The sequence below is a fragment of the Glycomyces sp. YM15 genome, assembly GCF_016918015.1.
Taxonomy (GTDB): domain Bacteria; phylum Actinomycetota; class Actinomycetes; order Mycobacteriales; family Micromonosporaceae; genus Glycomyces.
This window is the reverse complement of sequence record NZ_JAERMK010000016.1, coordinates 36,660-52,744: the sequence shown is the minus strand read 5'-3', so window position 1 is coordinate 52,744 and position 16,085 is coordinate 36,660. Positions and strand designations below refer to the sequence as shown.

Below are 16,085 nucleotides of genomic sequence, written 5' to 3'. Positions count from 1 at the left end.
TTCCCTCAGGCCGCACGTCCCCATGCGGCCGCCGGGGAACCCACCGTGCGAAGCAGCTCCGACCCGCCCGAGCGGTACAGCGAGTCATGGATGCCGTCCGCGTACTGCAAAGCCGCGAGGTCAAAGCGGGCCTTAGCAATCGGGTGGTGTCGCTGGAACCCGGCGGCGCCGACGAGGGGTGCGAGCCGGTTCACCGCCCGACAGGCGGCGTCGACGCCGTGCGCCTTGCCCAGCCGAGCCGCCAGGTCGCTTGCGGCGCCTGCCTCCGCAAGTCCATGGAAGGCCAGCAGTGCCGACGCAGTGATGTCCGCCCAAGCGGCGCCGAGCTCGATCAGCGCATTATCGCGGATGCGCGGCAGGATCCCGGTGGCGCGCTTAGCAACGAGCATCGAGCGGACCTGGTCAAGCACGCCTGCCGCGCAGCCGAGCGCGCACGCGGTCACCAGCGGCCGGAAACGCGCGAAGTGGGACTGGAAGATCGCCAGGCCCTGCCCCGGACCGCCGAGCAGGTGCTGCTCGGGGTCGACGGTCACATTGTCGAAGGCGACCAGGCCCCAAGTCCAACCGCCAAGTCCAGCGGGGTCGATGACCTGCCGGTGGAGGCCGGGTGCGTCAGCGTCAACGACGACCGCGGCGATCTGGCCGGCGGGGTCGCGAACGAACACGACGAACGCGCTCGATTCCTCCAGCCGGGAAACCCAGCATTTCTCACCCGTGATTTTCCAGGCCCCGTCTGTGGTCTCGGCGGCGCGAGTGGTGATCTCCTGGATTCGCGAGCCGCCATGTGCTTCGGTTGCAGCGATGCCGACGAGGTCACCGCCGGCCAGACGCGCCCGCCACATATCTGCAAGGGCCGGGACCGCGTGGTCGAGGATCATCTGGCCGTGCCCGGCGCCCGTGGCCTCGCGCAGGTCGAGGTCGCGGTAACCGGAGATGAACTGCGCCCCAGCCTGCCACAGCGCGGCCCCGGTGCCCTCTGGAGGGACGTGGGCGGCGAGGTCCCGCCGGATGAGGGCGAGCCAGGATGAGCGCGCCCGCTGGTCACCCCGGCCCGGGTCTGCGGCGGCCAGAGTTTCAAGATCGGCGTCGAGCCGCCGCCAGGCGGCCCATGCCTCTTTGCTTGCGCGCAGGCTCGGGCGCAGGTCACCGAGCCAGTCGAGCGGGCCGTTCACCGCAGCACCTCATTTTTCCCGTGAACTTTGGCGGGGCTGCCGTAGACGACGGCGCCGGGTTCGACCGAGCGGGTGACAACCGATCCGGCTCCGACCAAGGCACCGGCGCCGACGACGACGCCGGCCATGAGGACGACGCCGGTGCCGACCTTCGCGCCCGCCTCCACACGCGGCGGTTCCAGCGGCGCTTCATGCTCAGGGTCGCGCCAGATGAGGTGCTTGTCGTTGATGGTGGCAACCCGTGCTCCGATGAATGCCCGGTTGCCGATGCGCATGTTCGCGGTCAGGTGGGTTAGGGGCGAGCAGCGGACCCCGTCGCCGATGCGCGTGCCGCGCTCGACGGTCATCGAGTGGCCCAGCTGGGCGTCCTTGCCGACGACCACGGCAGTGCGTAGGAGCGTGTGGTGCCCGACGGCCGAACCAGGACCGACTTTGGTGCCGGCGTAAGCGATGACGCCCGAGCGAAGGACAGCGCCGGTGGCGATGAGCGTGCAGGCGCCTTCTCCTGCGTGGTGCTCACGCAGGGCGTACCCAGTTTCGGGCAGGCCGATGTTGCAGTGGTCGCCGATTTCTGCGTCGGCGGCGATCTCGGTGCCTCCGTGAAGGATCGCGAATGCGCCGATGACGGCGTTGGGTCCGATGATGATGCGTCGTTGGTGGCCGGTTCGGTCGGTTGGGATGGCAACGGCAGTGGGATGGATGATCGCGCTGGGGGCGATGTTGACCAGGCCTTCGGCGGCCAGGTCGGCCCAGGTGGACACCATAGGTGTAGGTGTCATGGGAACCTCCAAGTCCTCGATGTGGTGGGACCGTTTTCAGTTCGCACGCCGTACCTGAGATGTGAGACCGGTAAGGGCATCAAGGGGTGTGGCGCTACACACACTATATGGTGTGCTAGTACACCTGTCAATCACGCTTTCGTGGTATCAGCGCAGGTCATTGCGCTCGTGACAGAAGTTTCGTATGGTGTAGCAGTACACCCCGTTCAGGAGGCTCCGATGGCACCTAACCTTGAACGCGCCAAGCCGGCGTACCAGCAGATCTACGAACATCTTCGCGGTCAAATCGTCGACGGCACGATCGCCGACGGGGCCCGCCTGCCCTCGGTCCGAGAACTTGCGGCAGATTGGGGCACCCACACCAGCACCGTCCAAAAAGCGCTCGCGGCTCTGCATCGTGAAGGACTTACCGAATCTGAGCACGGAAAGGGCACCTTTGCCCGGCCTCACAAGCCACACCGCACGGCGCAAGACCGGCTCCGCACCACACGGGCAACTGGCCGGATCTACCCCAAGAGCGAGTATGCACGCATCGTAGAAGCGGAACTGACCACGGCCGCAGAGCCAATCGCTTCGGGGCTCGGGGTCGAACCTGGTGCGGCCGTCATTCGCCGACTGCGTGTCACGCTCAATAAGGACACCGAGCAGCCCGTGTCGGTCTCGACAAGCTGGTTTGCAGGGGAGCTCGCCACCGCCTGCCCGGCACTTCTTGAAACCGAGCGGCTTCCTGAAGGCACCCCGGCCTATATCGAACGGACCACCGGCCGGCGGATCACCGCCGGGCGTGAGCAGCACACCGCTGACGCCGCTACCGAACGCGACGCTGAACTTCTCGGCGTCGACCCTGGCGCACCGGTACAGCGCGGCCGGAACTGGATGTTCGACGCCGACGGCGACGTCATCGAGTACGGCGAATCGGTTTCGGCTGCACTTCGCTGGTCCACCTACAGCTACGACATTCAACCTGCGACCGAAAGCTGAACCGATGCGACTGTTGCACTCCGGCAAAATCCGCGACCTGTACGAAGACCGCGGCGACATCATCCTGGTCGCTTCCGACAAAGTATCGGTCTACGACGTGGTCCTGCCAACACCCATTCCCGACAAGGGGAAACTGCTGACGGCGTTGAGCCTGTGGTGGTTCGACCAGCTTGCCGATGTCGTCCCCAACCACGTCATCTCTGCTGACGACGTGCCCGCCGAGTTCGCCGGCCGGGCAATTCGCTGCAAGAAGCTCGACATGCTTCCGGTCGAATGCATCGCCCGCGGCTACCTCGCCGGGCTCGGCCTGCGTGAGTACCAGCGTGACGGCGCGATCTCCGGCGTCGGCCTCCCCGCAGGGCTCAAGGAAGGCTCGAAGCTGCCTGAGCCGGTGTTCACTCCGACGACCAAGGCCACTGAAGGCCACGACGAGTTCATCAGTTTCGACGACGTCTCCCGCGAGATCGGCAAGGACACCGCCGACCAGCTTCGCGAGCTCACGCTCGACATCTACCGGCGCGGTGCGGCGATCGCAGCCGAGAGGGGCGTCATCATCGCGGACACGAAGCTCGAGTTCGGCAGGGACGCTTCAGGAGCGATCACACTCGGGGATGAAGTACTCACGTCCGACTCGTCCCGGTTCTGGCCCTTGGACCAGTGGGAGCCTGGCCGTAGCCAGTTCTCGTTCGACAAGCAGTTCGTTCGTGACTGGTCGACGTCGACCGGCTGGGACCAGACGCCGCCGGCGCCCGAAGTGCCCGAGTCGATCGTTGAAGCGACCAGGAACCGCTACATCGAAGCGTACGAGCGGATTACTGGGGAGAGGTGGCAGTAGTGACCTGGCAGGAGTACAACCGTGACCAGTTCATTGAGCACGTCAGGCAGCTGCTCTCCGACGCTGGCCTTCACGCGGCAGTGGTCAACCGCGCCGATGTCGTGTTCGGCGCAGCGCGAATGCTGAAGGGTTTCGGCGTTGAAGCTGTGTTCGAACCGGAGGGGATCACCGATGAACTGGGGCCGTTCGATCAGGTGCAGCGGTACAACGAGCACCAGTTCATCAGGCAAGTCGAGCAGCTGCTGATCGACGAGGGCCTGGAGCCCGAGATGGTGAACTATCTCGACGTTTCTGGTGGCGGCGACCGAATGCTGAGGGGTCTCGGCGTCAAGTCAGTGCTTGAGCTTCAAGACGTCGTGGATCGGACCTGGCCTTCGAGGCGCGAAGAAACCGATAGTCCTTGGTAGTCGCAGCTTTGGAACACCGCATTTGAACGCGGACGGCCGGGCCCGCAGGAGGAACCTGCGGGCCCGGCCGTCATTCGTGCTGCTGGAACGTCAGTCGAGGTACGCGGCAACAAGTTCCGCGAACGAACCCGGGTCCATGACCGTTACACCGAGGTTTTCTGCCTTCGTGAGCTTGCTGCCTGCCTTCTCTCCCGCTACAACGAGACTGGTCTTCGCGGAGACACTGCCGGAGTACTTCCCTCCAGCGCGGGTGACCAGCTCAGTCATCTGGGTCCGGGAGTAGTCCGCGAGCGGGCCGCTCATGCCGCCGGTCACGACGACGGCCATGCCCGCGAGCGGGAGCCCGCCTTCCGCCGCCTCGCCCGCGTCCTCGGCCGCCGTGCCGGGTGCGACGAACCCGGGCTGGGTCATGTTCACGCCCGCGGCCTGAAGCTTCTTAATCACGTCGGAGAGTTCGGCGACGCCTTCGACGATCACGGCCGCTTTGTCGGCTCCGATGCCTTCGACCGCTTCGAACGCGGCGGCGTCCGCAGCCTGGATGGCCTCCATGCTTCCGAAGTGCGCGGCGATCCGCAGCGAAAGGCTTCGACCGGTTTTGCGGATGCCGAGCGCGCAGAACACGCGGTTGAGCGGCTGCGCCTTCGCGGCTTCGATTGCGGCCATGAGGTTGTCGGCGCTCTTGTCGCCCATACGGTCCAACGACATGAGTTGGTCGCGCGTCACCGTGAACAGGTCGGCAACCTCGCTGACCAGGCCCCGTTCGACGAGTTGGACGATGACGGCTTCGCCGAGGCCGTCAACGTCGAGGCAGTCGCGGGACACGGCGTACTTGAGGCCTGCCACCTGCCCGCACGCGCGGCCTCGGACGCACCGCCACCGCACTTCGGACTTGTCGATCGCCGCACCGCACCGCGGGCAGTCGTCCGGGAAGACGATCGGCTGTTCGTCGCCGGTCCGCTGGGAGACGATCGCACCTTCAACGCGCGGAATGACTTCACCGGCGCGCAGGACGTAGACACGATCCCCGAGGTGGAGGTCTTTGCGGAGGATGTCGTCCGGGTTGTGAAGCGTCGCGTACGTGATCGTGGTGCCGCCGACTTCGACAGGTTCAAGGATGCCGCGCGGGGCGATGACGCCAGTCCGGCCGACGTTCCATTCGATGCCTCGCAGGACCGTGATCTTCTTGTCCGCCGGGAACTTGTACGCCGTCGCCCAGTGCGGCCTGCGGGACCCGGTCCCAGCGTCGGCGCGGTCAGCGGGGGTATTCGCTTTGATGACCGCGCCGTCGAGTTCGATGTCGAGGTCGGGGCGGATCGCACCAATGCGGTCGATGCGCGCTTGGACCTCATCAAGGGTGTGGCACGCGAGCGCGGTGATGCGGCTGCCGACGGTGGTGCCGATGCCGATCGTGTGAAGCCAGTTGATGAGGTCGATGTGTGTGAGGTCCGCCAGCTCTGGGTTGCTGGTGTGCGCGGGGTCGGTGAGGGCGTCGTACGCGATGAACGTCTGCTCCACCTGGTAGGCCCGGTCTTTAGCGCGCAGCGAACCCGAGGAGGCGTTGCGGCGGTTCGCGAACGGCTGGCCGCCGTGGGCGACGCGGGCAGCGTTCGCGGCCGTGAACTGCGCCGAGGTCATGAGCACTTCGCCGCGGATTTCAACGGTGACCGGCTCGGCGAGTTCGAGCGGCAGTCCGATGATGTGGCCGATGGCGTGCGACACGTCCTCGCCTGTGGACCCGTCCCCGCGAGTCACGAGCTGCACCAGGCGGCCGTCGCGGTACCGGGCCGCGAGTGCGACACCGTCGAGTTTCGGTTCGACGACCCACCCGGCAACGTCACGGCCGCCGATGCGGCGCTGGAGCGACGCCGCCCAGTCGGTTAGCTGCTCGGGTGAGAACACGTTGCCGAGCGACAGCATCCGCACCGCGTGCGGCACGTCGCCGGTCGTGACGCCTGCGGCGACTTCGCGGGTGGGCGAGTCGTCGGCTACCGCATCGGGGTTCTCGGCTTCCCACGCGGTGATGCCGCGCAGGAGCCTGTCGTAGGCGTCGTCGTCCATTCCGGACTCGCCGGAGCCGTAGTAGGCGTCCGCGGCGGTGCGGGCCGCGGCGACCGCAGCGAGGTAGTCGGTTTCAGTGTCGATGGTGTCGGCAGGCACCGCAGGGATCGTTGTCATGCTCTCATGTTGTCATGCGAGTACGACAATTTCCTGAGTGCTGACCTGCGCGAACACGTGATCTGCAAACAGAGACGGCCGCTATGCTGAGCCATGTCCGAACAGCAGAATCCGGCGCGCCGCCACCATGTGGTCTCCAAGTTCTACCTGAAGCGATTCGCGGACCCACGAGGGGGACTCATGTGCCGCCCCCTCGATGGGACAGCGCATCTCAAAACGGCCGGGAACCTCACAGTGCATGAGGACTTCTACACTGTTTACAGAGACGGCGTCGAGCCGGATGCCTTTGAATCGTGGCTGCGCAACTTCGAAACCGAGGCAGGGAAAGCGTTCGCTGCCATCCTGCGCGACGGAGAGTGGCCGCCTACACGAGAGCACCGGCTCGCGATGTCCGCTTGGATTGGGCTGCAGTTCCTGCGAGGAAAGAACAAACGCCGCTCAGTCGCGGAAATGCATCGATCTTTGGCTAAACTCGAAGTAGGCATGGCCACGACCGACCAACTTCGCGAGAACCTTGGATTGCCGGAGGACACTCCCGATGATCAGGTCGAACGAACACGAGCAGAAATGCTTGCGACCGCTGACACTCAACCCGTCGACCACCACGTTCATCTCGCGTCGATCGAAGACGTACTCGAACCGGCAACACAAGCCGTATTCGATCGCCGCCCGTGGGTCCTGATCGATTTCCCCTCAAATGCAATCGGAACGTCGGACACGCCAGTCACACTGATTCGCGATGACGCAGCGACAGCGGGCATTCGCGGTGTCGGGATTGCCACCGCCCCAGAACTGTACGTTCCTCTAAGCGCGAGGGCTGGCCTGTCGATCGGTCGGGTGGGCGGTACCGATCAAGATGTGCGGGTTTCTCGCGGCACCGATTTCGCTCGCAGGCTGAACCAGTACACACTGCATACGGCATTCAAGGAGCTCTACTACCACCCGGGCACGGATCCGTTCACGGGCTTCGACATGCCGACACCGCGCCAGCAGGAAATGCGGATTCTGCACGAACAGATCAACGAATGGATCGAGTCGGCAGCGCGCTCGCAGGGCCGCGCATCCGGGCTTCCACCGTCGCACGATTGAGTCCATGGCGAAGCGCGCGAGAGGCAATGCGCCGGCTGCTCCGTTCCGCCTCCGGGTCGCGCGACGTCAGATGAACCGTGGCAGCGGGAGGTGGGCGGCACAGGCGGCGCAGAGGCGACCGTCTGAGGCGGCCCCCGTGCAGAGCGCCGACCCGGCGTGGTTCCGTGAGCAGTCGCACGCGCAGGTCAGTGTCACAGCCGCGGCAGGTGCAGGCGGCGTCTCGGGCTCGTCGTCACGGTGTTCATGAAGGCTCCCTCGCGGTCGCTAGTCGTATCGGGTGTGGACGGCGACGACGAGGCCGGCGTCGCCGGGAAGCCAGATCCGCCAGTCGTACGCGAACCCGTGGTCGCGGTCGTTCAACGCGCGAGCCGCGGCGGCCATGTCGTCTTCGATGGCGGGGAGGCGCTGGCCGTGCGACCGGAGCTCGTTCGCGGCTTCGGTCATGTGGTGACGCAGCCACGTGAGCGCGGCCGCTTCGCTGGCGACCGGTTCGATCTCGAAGTGCCGCCATGGCTCCACGTGCCACACGAGCGGGTCAGTGCCGGGAAATAGAGGCTTGCGTCGCCCGGACAGGTCATAGACGGTGGTTTCCGGGTCCCCGGTCAGGTACCGGTACCGGCGCCAGCGGATCTGGCCGCCCACTACGGCCGCCGCTGCCGAGGCACCGGCGCGACCGGCGTCACGGTCGGCTGCGCCCACTGCTGATCTTGGACGGCGTTCCGCGCTCGCATGCTCGCCTGGTAATCCGACTGGTACCCAGGGCACGGCCACGCACGACCGCAGAAGCCGCAGCGGACACCGTTCTCGAAGTGGTCAGTGTCCGTGCCCGGCGCAGCATTGTTCGCCGGTTGGGGCTGCTCGTTCACCGCGCTTCGCTCCAGAACGCGGCCGCGACTTCCTCAACAGTCACCGCGACATGCGAGTTCGGGTCGAATACGTGGTAGCCCTCAGCGTGCACGTCACTGAACACGGCATGCTGCTCAGGGGTCACCAGGCCGAGGACGGCCCCGACCGCCTGGCGGGCGTAGTCGCGCCGCCACGGATGCATGTACACCCACACGCCGCGGTCCCCTTGCCGGTACACGAGGTACCGGTGGTACCCGTAGTCGAACGCGCCGATGAGGCCCTGTTCGGCGGGCACGTTGGCGCGCTGCGGCTGTTCAGCGAACGCAGGTTCAGCCGGGGTGATGACGGCCAGGAGCTGCGTTTGGTCGTGGGTGGTGTACGGGGTCATGAGGTGGAGGATCCAATCTGGAGTGCTTGGGCGAACACAAGATGAGCGAGTGTCCAAGCGGGGTCGAAAAGGACGCGGTCGCCGATAGCGACGCGCTCGAATGCGGGTTCGGGGGCGCCGGCGGGAATGCCGGTGATGAGGCCGAGATGGTGCACTGCCGGGTCGCCAGCGGCGGCAACGCTCACCCACAGCTGGCGTTCACGGTCGCGGTGGACGGTGAACGCCAAACCTGCGAGGTCGAACGTGCCGCAGTGTTGCGCGCCGTACCGGAGGACACGGAGCTCGAACGGGGACGTCATAACCGCTGCCGCACGACGTTGAGATAGTCGGCCGCGCACGCAGCGATCCGGGCGCGGTTCCCGCCGCGGGACGCCCACGCTTCCATGTCGGGAACGACGTGCACGGTCGGGTGGATCGAGTCGGCGCTGACCACCCATCCGATGCGCAGCCATTCCGCACCGTCGTCAACATGCAGGATCACTTGCCCTGACCAGGGTTCAGCTTCCATGCGAACGAGGACGTCGTCCAGATAGAACACGTCGTCGCGCAGATCCGGTACTGCTTCTGCCACGCCCATCCCCACCTCCGGGTTGGTAAACGCAAAGCACTCAACAGGTTCGTGCTCCTGTTGAGTGCTTCGTTGTGCGAGTTTTGGTGCGGCGCGGCCCCCTCCCAAGGACCGCGCCGCTCAGGCCGGTGCGCCTCGGGCGGTTCCGTCCTGTGCTGGGCCGTCCGTCAAGGCTCGGTATTGACGGACGGCCGCAGAGGGGCAACGTTCAAGTTCGGGGCCGGGACGGTAGATCCCCCTACCGGCCCGGCCCGCGGCGGGCCTCGTGCGACCGACAGGAGCACCCGGTCCGCCGTGTGCTGCGTGCTCACGCCTGCACCCACCCCTCAGGAGCGCAGACGCGAAAGAGCAGCGGATCAAAGTCAAGGTGTGGCTGGGGCTCAACGGGAGTCGAGCCCCAGCCGTTCCCGGGGGCGCCAGGTGTCGAGGCTGGGCCACCGGCGTGTGGTCACTGTCGACGCTCGCGCACCCCTCAAGTGCGAGCGTCGACAGTGACCGGTCGGCACGTCCGCGGTCAGCGCCAGCCGACCCGATGAACGCGCAAGCCTGTTGCGCCGCAGAGCGAAGGGGGCTTCGACTGTCTAGTGACGACTGGTCCATGCCCACACCTCCCCTGAGACGAACGACGCCACTCCAGTGAGGAGCGCCATGGATCAATCTTAACATAAGACATCTGATTTTAGGACGGCTAAACTTGAGGCTTCCTACTATCGGATGACAGGGCGCAAGCCTCGAGGAGCCCGGCATGGTACAGACTCAGGGCATGACAATGACTTCGCCGACAGTGCTGCGCCGCATCGCCGCGGCCGAACTGGTGCGCCACCGTGAAGCCGCCGGCATCGACCAGGTCGACGTCGACCAAGCGTGCGAGATGAGCCGCGGTTCAACTTCGAGATACGAGACCTGCTACTCGTCGATGAGCGCAAGCACTGCTCGTCGTGTCTTCTCGTTCCTCGGTGTCAGCGGAGGTGAGCTCGAAGCGTTGGTGGAAATCGCCAAAGGCTCACGCAAGCGAACGAGCGAGGCAGTCTCCGTCAAAGGCCTACCGAACTGGTTCCAGTCCTACGCGATCCTCGAGCGCGCAGCGTCACAGATCACCGAGCTCTCACTGAGCGTCATCCCTGGGCTTCTGCAGACCCGCGAGTACGCCCGCGCCGTTCTTCAGGTGGGGCAGCACGGCTCCCAACTTGAAGAGCATTTGGAGACCAGGATGGCCCGCAAGGCCCTGCTGGAGGGCGAAAACCCGCTGAAGTTCTGGGCAATCATCCACGAGAGCGTCTTCAGTCGAGCGGTCGGCGGGCCCAAGGTCATGTCCGCTCAGATTGACCATCTCATCAGCATTGCCGACACTGAAAACGTCACGATCCAGGTCATTCCGAACTCGATCGGTGCCCACCCGGCCATGGGAACCAGCTTCATCCAGATGCGGTTTGCCATTGCGCCGCAGTTTGGGGTGATCTACGTCGAACACCACGGAGGTACCTACTACTACGATCATCCCGCGGAGGTCGAACGGTACGACCTGGCGCATCGACAGCTCATGAAGACCGCGCTGAACGACGACAAGTCGATCCAGCTGATGCAACGAGTGAAGGACAGCCTGTACCCATGACCACGATCTGCGACTTCGGCGACCAGTTCGTCTGGCGCAAGTCCAGCAAGAGTAATGAAAACGGCGGCGCGTGCCTGTACGTAGCCTTCGACGGCGACCAGGTTGGAGTCAGAGACTCCAAACTGGGGCCGGAAGGCCCAGTGATCTGGTTCGACCAGAACACGTGGGCCTCCCTGGCCAAGGCCGCCTCGCGCTAGCTCCATTTGGTGGGAGTAGAACCGCTCCGCTCGACACGTACGGTTCGCTTCGGCAAGCAAGACAACCTTGAACGACCATAGCGGATCGGTGTGACGAGTAGGTCACCAAAGATCCCAGAACGACACCCAGGACAACAGGAGGGGCGTGTGCTCGGCACGCCCCTTCGTCGTGTTCTCGGACTGCGCCCGTTGAGGTTGACGGAAGACGCTCCGCGCTACACACTGGCGCAGCAGGCCATACCCGACAGTGAAGGGGCTCAAGATCATGGCAACGAGAACGAACTTCGGAGACGGACGCACCTGGCGGAAGGCCTCCTACAGCGATACTGACGGCCAATGCGTGTTCGTCGCTGTTGACGCCACCCGTGTCGGCGTCCGCGACTCGAAAGAAGGTCCCGCCGGCGCGGCGCTCTGGGTCGGCCGCCGCGACTGGTCGCTCCTGACCCGGCACTTGGGCCGCTGATGGTGGCGCGCGCCAGCGGGACTCGCGAGCGCTCGACGTCCCGCATCGACTTCGGCGACGGACTCACCTGGCGGAAGGCGTCACGGAGCGGCGGCAATGGCGGCGATTGTGTCGCCGTGGCCGCCGACGCCGCACGCGTCGGCGTTCGGGATACGAAAGAAGGCTCGAGTGGTCCGGTGCTGTGGCTCGGTCGCGGCGACTGGGCACAGCTCGCTCGGCTCGTACGCGAGACACCATGAGCGTTCGCGAACGTAAGCAGGAGGTCCGCGAACGCGTCTGGGATCTGCTTGCCCGGACTGGTTCCGTCGTGGGCGACCCGCACGGGCGCATCCCGAACTTCGACGGCGCTGCGGCCGCCGCTGAACGTATGGCCGCCACACCACAATGGCAGGCCGCTCGCGTCATCAAGTGCAACCCCGACAAGGCGCAGGCGCCTGTGCGCGCCCAGGCGCTCCGGGACGGCAAACAGCTCTACATGGCCGTCCCTGCGCTCACTGAGGCGAAGCCGTTCTTCCACGTCAACCCGATCCTGGACAGTCACACGTCCGAAGAGGCCGCAACGAGTGCCGTCGTCGCCGCTCACGCTCCGCTGGTGGACCTGGAAGCGATGGGACACATCGACCTCGTCGTCTCCGGATGCACCGCCGTGAACCACGCAGGTGCGCGGCTCGGGAAAGGCGCCGGCTACGCCGACATCGAAATGGGTCTCCTCGTCGAAGCGGGACTCGTCGACGACGCCACGGTCCTCGCCGCCACCGTCCACGACGTCCAGGTGCTCAGCATTGACGACTTCCCTGAGGAGCCTCACGACTTCCGCCTGGACCTCATCGTGACACCGAGCCAGGTCATCGAATGCCAGCGCGCGCAGCGGCCCGGAGGGATCGACTGGGACGTGCTGCCAGCGGAGAAAGTCGCAGCGATTCCAGCGCTTGCCGAACGGTGGCCTCGGGCAGGTTCGGGTTCGTGAACTAGGGCTCGACCCCAACCGCGTTGCTCCCGGCCTAACCCTCCCTGTGCGCCTCGGGCCAGTTGTCCGGCAGCTTCGGCGTCTGCACCCAACTCAAGCCTGCGTCCCTTGTCGTCTCGGCCCAATCCTCGAGAAACCCCTGCGCAGAGTCTCGGCATGTCGTCCCCGTGCACTCATAGATTGTCCATTGGAAGAGCCCGTACGCCACCCAGTCGTCCTTGGCTCCGCGACGCCACGTTTCGGCGAGCTGCTTGGCTCGCGGCACCTGCTTCCCGAACCGGTCGAGGAGACCCTCAACTTGCCGGTGCGCTCCTTTGCGGGTGCTCACCGGAAGTGACAGCTGCGACCGTGCCATCAGGTCTTCGGGCACTAGTTCAAGTTGGGCGTAGTGCCAATGCAAGTCGGCCATGCGCGTGAGCGTACCAACGAGGGCATCGAGGGCTCGGTCCTCGAGTTCGCCTTGCGCGAGCTCCCGGACAGACGAAGCGCCCCAACCACTCGGCCGCGGTCGAGCACCAGCGCCTCGATCCCTCCGTGAGGGTTGCGTTGAAGGCCCTGGATCCCTATCCTGGCCTCTCCCAACCCCTCGGGAGGGCGCGTGTCCAATATCGACGAGGTTGCCAGTGCCGTCGCTGCGAGATCTGATGAGGCCCGTCAGCTTGCGGCCGGCATCGCCAGGACGAAGGAGGAGCACGACAAGCTCACGGCGGCGATCGCTGCCGCAAGCCTGGAGCCCAAGGCCGAAGTCGCGAGCGCAATTGGCGATGACCTTGAGGCGGCAACGGGGCGCGCCGTGGCGCTCGCGGATGTGCTTGACCAGCTTCTTGCTCGTGTCGAAGCGCTGAAAGGCTTACTGGCCGGCTCCAGCGGCAGCGGCAGCGGCAGTAGCCAGAACCCGACCGGTCCATCGCTGACGGCAACCCCACCCAAACGACCATGGGCCAACAACCCTCCCGTCCCAGATTTCCATCCTGAACGGCCAAACGACACCTGTGTCGAGGAGACCCAGCGCGTCGGCTGGCCCTTGAACGAGAACGGCCAGATTTCGGCACGAGGCCGCATCTACGACTCCGATGGACGGGCAATCACCGGCACCGTCAAAGCCGGCAACGGCCCAGCCGACAAGATGAAAGATCTCAAGGAGCCGTGGGCCTCAGACGAACGGATGAGAACCCGGTGGCACATCGAAGGGCATGCCGCTGCGATCATGCGCCAGTACAAGCTCAATACGGCAGTGATCTACATCAATATCGTCCCGTGCGGCAAAGCCTCCCGGGACCAGTGGCGATGCCATGAAAATCTCCGGCACCTGCTACCGAAAGGCTCGCACATGGTCGTTTGGATTGTCCACGAGAACGGCATGCGTGAGAAGATCAAGTATCCAGGAACAGGGGAGGCTCTGAAGTGATCGTCAACGGAGGTGAAGTCTTCCCTGTCACCGACGATCCTGAGCTCCTAGCTGCATTGAGGCACCAGGACAGCGAAGGCATGGGGTCGCGCGAACTTGGCCAGTTCGCTGCTGAGCATCTTGGCCTGCAACCACCGCGTCTTGACGGCGCGAACCAGGTTCCCGACATTGTTGAAATCTGGCTTCCTGGCGCGGACGAGGGCATCCTGGTGTGGGGCCTTCATGACGTTCCTGAAGCTGACCCCGAGGACGACTTTGACCCGACTGGCGCTGGCTGGGAGTCCACTGGATGGACCGCTGACGGCTGGACTCCACCACCTTGGATGCGTCTGACCTACACCGCTGGCGACGAGAACGTCGTAAAGCTGTGCCACAGCCATCACGAGACCATCGAAGCGTTTCGCCAGTTCAAACGAGATACGCAACGCCACGGACGACTCCGAGTCGAAGTCGAATCCGATGGGGCCCTGCACGTGGATATCTCCGCGGAGGGAGACTTCCTCGCAATGCAATATGTCAACCGCGCGCGCACCTGGTTGGCAGTATCCCCACCACCGGTTCGTGACGATGACACGCTTCGTCATCTCGTCGCCTGGTACACCGCCCTTGAGACAAGGGAACCGGTACCGGAGAGCGCCAGAATCCCTTGGAGTGCCGTTGAGGGAGTACTTGAGGAACTCATCGAAGCACCCGAGACGCCACCGGGATCAGTGAGTTGGGTTCGAGCGTCCTGATGCCCCACAAGTTGGATCGTTGTGGTTTTGCGGTTGCGTCGGACCCACACCCGCATTGATGCTGGGGCCATGCTCGCTGACGCTGTTCCCTTGTACGGGATCCGAATCCGCTCCGAGCGCCTGGAGCTTCGCCTGGCAACGCCTGAGGAGCTGCCGCGCCTGGGCGCCGCCGCCGCGGCCGGCATCCATGCGCCCGACGAGCGGCCCTATCTCGCCCGACCTGGACAACAGTCCTGGGTACTGCTGCCACCACCCGAGCGTGCGCGGGCGGTCGTCATGCAGCAGTTCGCGGCGATCGGTGCGTGGTCGAGTGACGCTTGGGTCTTGCCGCTCGGTGTGTTCGTCGACGACGATCCTGTTGGCGTCCAAGTGGTGTACGCGAAGCATTTCGCGGTCACTCGCGAAGTAGCGTCGTCGTCCTGGTTGACGCTGGCCCGCCACGGTCAAGGACTCGGCACTGAAATGCGGGAGGCGATGCTCGTGTTCGCCTTCGCACTCGGGGCCCGTACTGCGTTGACCCGGAGCTTCGACACGAACCGGGCCGCGTGCCGCGTGTCCGAGAAGGTCGGGTATCACCGTGACGGCACCGAAATCGCTGCCCGCGAGAACCGCCAAGCGCACACCGCGCAGCGTTTCAGGATCTCCGTCGACCAGTGGCGTTCCCGAACGCGGCCGCCCGTAGTCGTCACGGGCTTGGACGATGCCCTGTCGTACTTCCTCGATGCTGCGCACTGATCACGCAACGACCTGCTGCCTTCCGTCCGATTTTCAATGGAGTGCTGATGCTCGCCGACACCATCCCGCTGTTTCGCTTGCTGATCCGTTCGACTCGCCTGGAACTGCGCCTACCGCACCCTGACGAGCTGCCCGCGGTCGCGGCGGCCGCCGCATCCGGGATTCACCGCCCGGATGAGCGGCCCTTCCTCGCTGGACCCGGTGAGAGATCGTGGGCGCTGCTGCCTCCCCAGGAGCGCGCCATGAGCCTCATCCAATGGAATCTGAGCGCGCTCGGCGCCTGGAAACCCACGAAGTGGCGACTCGAGCTTGCTGCGTTCGTCGACGGCGAGCCCATCGGTGTGCAAGCGGTCCACGCCGAGCATTACGCGATCACTCGGCAGGTCACGACCGGGTCCTGGCTTCGCCTTGACCGGCACGGGCAAGGGCTGGGTACGGAAATGCGCGAAGCGGCACTCGCCTTGGTGTTCGACCATCTTGACGGTGCTTGGGCGCGCACGTTCACGTACGACCATAACGTCGCGTCGAACCGCGTCTCCGAAAAGCTCGGGTACGAACCGGACGGGGTCGATATCGTCGCAAAGGAGGACGGCAAAGCCCATGTGGTGCACCGGTACCGAATGTCCGCGGCGGTTTGGAGGTCGAGGGCACGGCCTGACGTCAAGGTTGATGGTGTCGCGCCGGTTCGCTCCTGGTTCGGGCTCGATGAGGGCCCGCCTGTGAGCTGAG

Annotated in this window: 20 protein-coding genes; 13 read left to right on the top strand and 7 right to left on the bottom strand. The window is 65.3% G+C overall.

Annotated elements, in window-relative coordinates; genetic code table 11:
* Positions 1 to 5: 5 nt before the first annotated feature.
* Positions 6 to 1,172, bottom strand: coding sequence for an acyl-CoA dehydrogenase family protein (locus JHY01_RS17635; protein ID WP_205326980.1), 1,167 nt, complete (start codon positions 1,170 to 1,172; stop codon positions 6 to 8).
* Entirely contained in the window at positions 1,169 to 1,951 is a 783-nt protein-coding gene (locus JHY01_RS17630; protein WP_205326979.1) for a hypothetical protein, read from the bottom strand. The genes JHY01_RS17635 and JHY01_RS17630 overlap by 4 nt, the downstream gene beginning before the upstream one ends.
* A 219-nt stretch (positions 1,952 to 2,170) precedes the next feature.
* Here JHY01_RS17630 and JHY01_RS17625 point away from each other — a divergent pair, with 219 nt between their 5' ends.
* From JHY01_RS17625 to JHY01_RS17615, 3 genes are read left to right on the top strand one after another with little or no spacing between them, the layout of a single operon-like run.
* Positions 2,171 to 2,932, top strand: coding sequence for a GntR family transcriptional regulator (locus JHY01_RS17625; RefSeq protein ID WP_205326978.1), 762 nt, complete (start codon positions 2,171 to 2,173; stop codon positions 2,930 to 2,932).
* 4 nt (positions 2,933 to 2,936) lie between these two features.
* On the top strand, positions 2,937 to 3,767 hold the full coding sequence (locus tag JHY01_RS17620) for a phosphoribosylaminoimidazolesuccinocarboxamide synthase (protein ID WP_205326977.1): 831 nt from the start codon (positions 2,937 to 2,939) through the stop codon (positions 3,765 to 3,767).
* Positions 3,767 to 4,174, top strand: a complete 408-nt coding sequence (locus JHY01_RS17615; protein ID WP_205326976.1) for a hypothetical protein — start codon at positions 3,767 to 3,769, stop codon at positions 4,172 to 4,174. The genes JHY01_RS17620 and JHY01_RS17615 overlap by 1 nt, the downstream gene beginning before the upstream one ends.
* Before the next feature lie 90 nt (positions 4,175 to 4,264).
* Here the strand turns inward: JHY01_RS17615 and ligA are convergent, their stop codons facing one another.
* Positions 4,265 to 6,349: an NAD-dependent DNA ligase LigA gene (gene ligA / locus JHY01_RS17610; RefSeq protein ID WP_205326975.1), complete on the bottom strand. Its 2,085-nt coding sequence runs from the start codon at positions 6,347 to 6,349 to the stop codon at positions 4,265 to 4,267.
* A gap of 93 nt (positions 6,350 to 6,442) precedes the next feature.
* Here ligA and JHY01_RS17605 point away from each other — a divergent pair, with 93 nt between their 5' ends.
* Positions 6,443 to 7,438 (top strand): DUF4238 domain-containing protein, encoded by a 996-nt coding sequence (locus JHY01_RS17605; protein WP_205326974.1) that lies wholly within the window; start codon positions 6,443 to 6,445, stop codon positions 7,436 to 7,438.
* Between the two features lie 264 nt (positions 7,439 to 7,702).
* Here JHY01_RS17605 and JHY01_RS17600 read toward each other — a convergent pair whose 3' ends face one another.
* The 4 genes from JHY01_RS17600 to JHY01_RS17585 form a co-directional block, all read right to left on the bottom strand.
* Positions 7,703 to 8,137, bottom strand: coding sequence for a hypothetical protein (locus tag JHY01_RS17600; RefSeq protein ID WP_205326973.1), 435 nt, complete (start codon positions 8,135 to 8,137; stop codon positions 7,703 to 7,705).
* Between the two features lie 163 nt (positions 8,138 to 8,300).
* Positions 8,301 to 8,672, bottom strand: a complete 372-nt coding sequence (locus JHY01_RS17595) for a hypothetical protein (protein ID WP_205326972.1) — start codon at positions 8,670 to 8,672, stop codon at positions 8,301 to 8,303.
* Entirely contained in the window at positions 8,669 to 8,971 is a 303-nt protein-coding gene (locus JHY01_RS17590) for a hypothetical protein (RefSeq protein ID WP_205326971.1), read from the bottom strand. The genes JHY01_RS17595 and JHY01_RS17590 overlap by 4 nt, the downstream gene beginning before the upstream one ends.
* Complete coding sequence (locus tag JHY01_RS17585) at positions 8,968 to 9,243, bottom strand: hypothetical protein (RefSeq protein WP_205326970.1); 276 nt, start codon at positions 9,241 to 9,243, stop codon at positions 8,968 to 8,970. Before JHY01_RS17585 ends, JHY01_RS17590 begins: the two co-directional genes overlap by 4 nt.
* Positions 9,244 to 9,985: 742 nt before the next feature.
* Here JHY01_RS17585 and JHY01_RS17580 point away from each other — a divergent pair.
* The 9 genes from JHY01_RS17580 (at position 9,986) to JHY01_RS17540 (ending at position 16,084) form a co-directional block, all read left to right on the top strand.
* Entirely contained in the window at positions 9,986 to 10,852 is an 867-nt protein-coding gene (locus JHY01_RS17580; protein ID WP_205326969.1) for a helix-turn-helix transcriptional regulator, read from the top strand.
* Complete coding sequence (locus JHY01_RS17575; protein WP_205326968.1) at positions 10,849 to 11,049, top strand: DUF397 domain-containing protein; 201 nt, start codon at positions 10,849 to 10,851, stop codon at positions 11,047 to 11,049. The genes JHY01_RS17580 and JHY01_RS17575 overlap by 4 nt, the downstream gene beginning before the upstream one ends.
* A 265-nt stretch (positions 11,050 to 11,314) precedes the next feature.
* Positions 11,315 to 11,512 carry a DUF397 domain-containing protein gene (locus JHY01_RS17570; protein ID WP_205326967.1) on the top strand — a complete coding sequence of 66 codons (198 nt, stop codon included), beginning with the start codon at positions 11,315 to 11,317 and terminating at the stop codon, positions 11,510 to 11,512.
* On the top strand, positions 11,512 to 11,751 hold the full coding sequence (locus tag JHY01_RS17565; protein WP_205326966.1) for a DUF397 domain-containing protein: 240 nt from the start codon (positions 11,512 to 11,514) through the stop codon (positions 11,749 to 11,751). Before JHY01_RS17570 ends, JHY01_RS17565 begins: the two co-directional genes overlap by 1 nt.
* On the top strand, positions 11,748 to 12,479 hold the full coding sequence (locus JHY01_RS17560; protein ID WP_205326965.1) for a 5-formyltetrahydrofolate cyclo-ligase: 732 nt from the start codon (positions 11,748 to 11,750) through the stop codon (positions 12,477 to 12,479). Before JHY01_RS17565 ends, JHY01_RS17560 begins: the two co-directional genes overlap by 4 nt.
* A gap of 598 nt (positions 12,480 to 13,077) precedes the next feature.
* Positions 13,078 to 13,887: a DddA-like double-stranded DNA deaminase toxin gene (locus JHY01_RS27810; protein WP_205326964.1), complete on the top strand. Its 810-nt coding sequence runs from the start codon at positions 13,078 to 13,080 to the stop codon at positions 13,885 to 13,887.
* Positions 13,884 to 14,621, top strand: coding sequence for a hypothetical protein (locus tag JHY01_RS17550; protein ID WP_205326963.1), 738 nt, complete (start codon positions 13,884 to 13,886; stop codon positions 14,619 to 14,621). Before JHY01_RS27810 ends, JHY01_RS17550 begins: the two co-directional genes overlap by 4 nt.
* Positions 14,622 to 14,690: 69 nt before the next feature.
* The gene (locus JHY01_RS17545; protein ID WP_205326962.1) at positions 14,691 to 15,356 is read left to right on the top strand and encodes a GNAT family N-acetyltransferase; all 666 of its coding nucleotides are present in this window, start codon (positions 14,691 to 14,693) and stop codon (positions 15,354 to 15,356) included.
* 47 nt (positions 15,357 to 15,403) lie between these two features.
* Positions 15,404 to 16,084, top strand: coding sequence for a GNAT family N-acetyltransferase (locus tag JHY01_RS17540; protein WP_205326961.1), 681 nt, complete (start codon positions 15,404 to 15,406; stop codon positions 16,082 to 16,084).
* The last annotated feature ends 1 nt before the right edge of the window (position 16,085 follow it).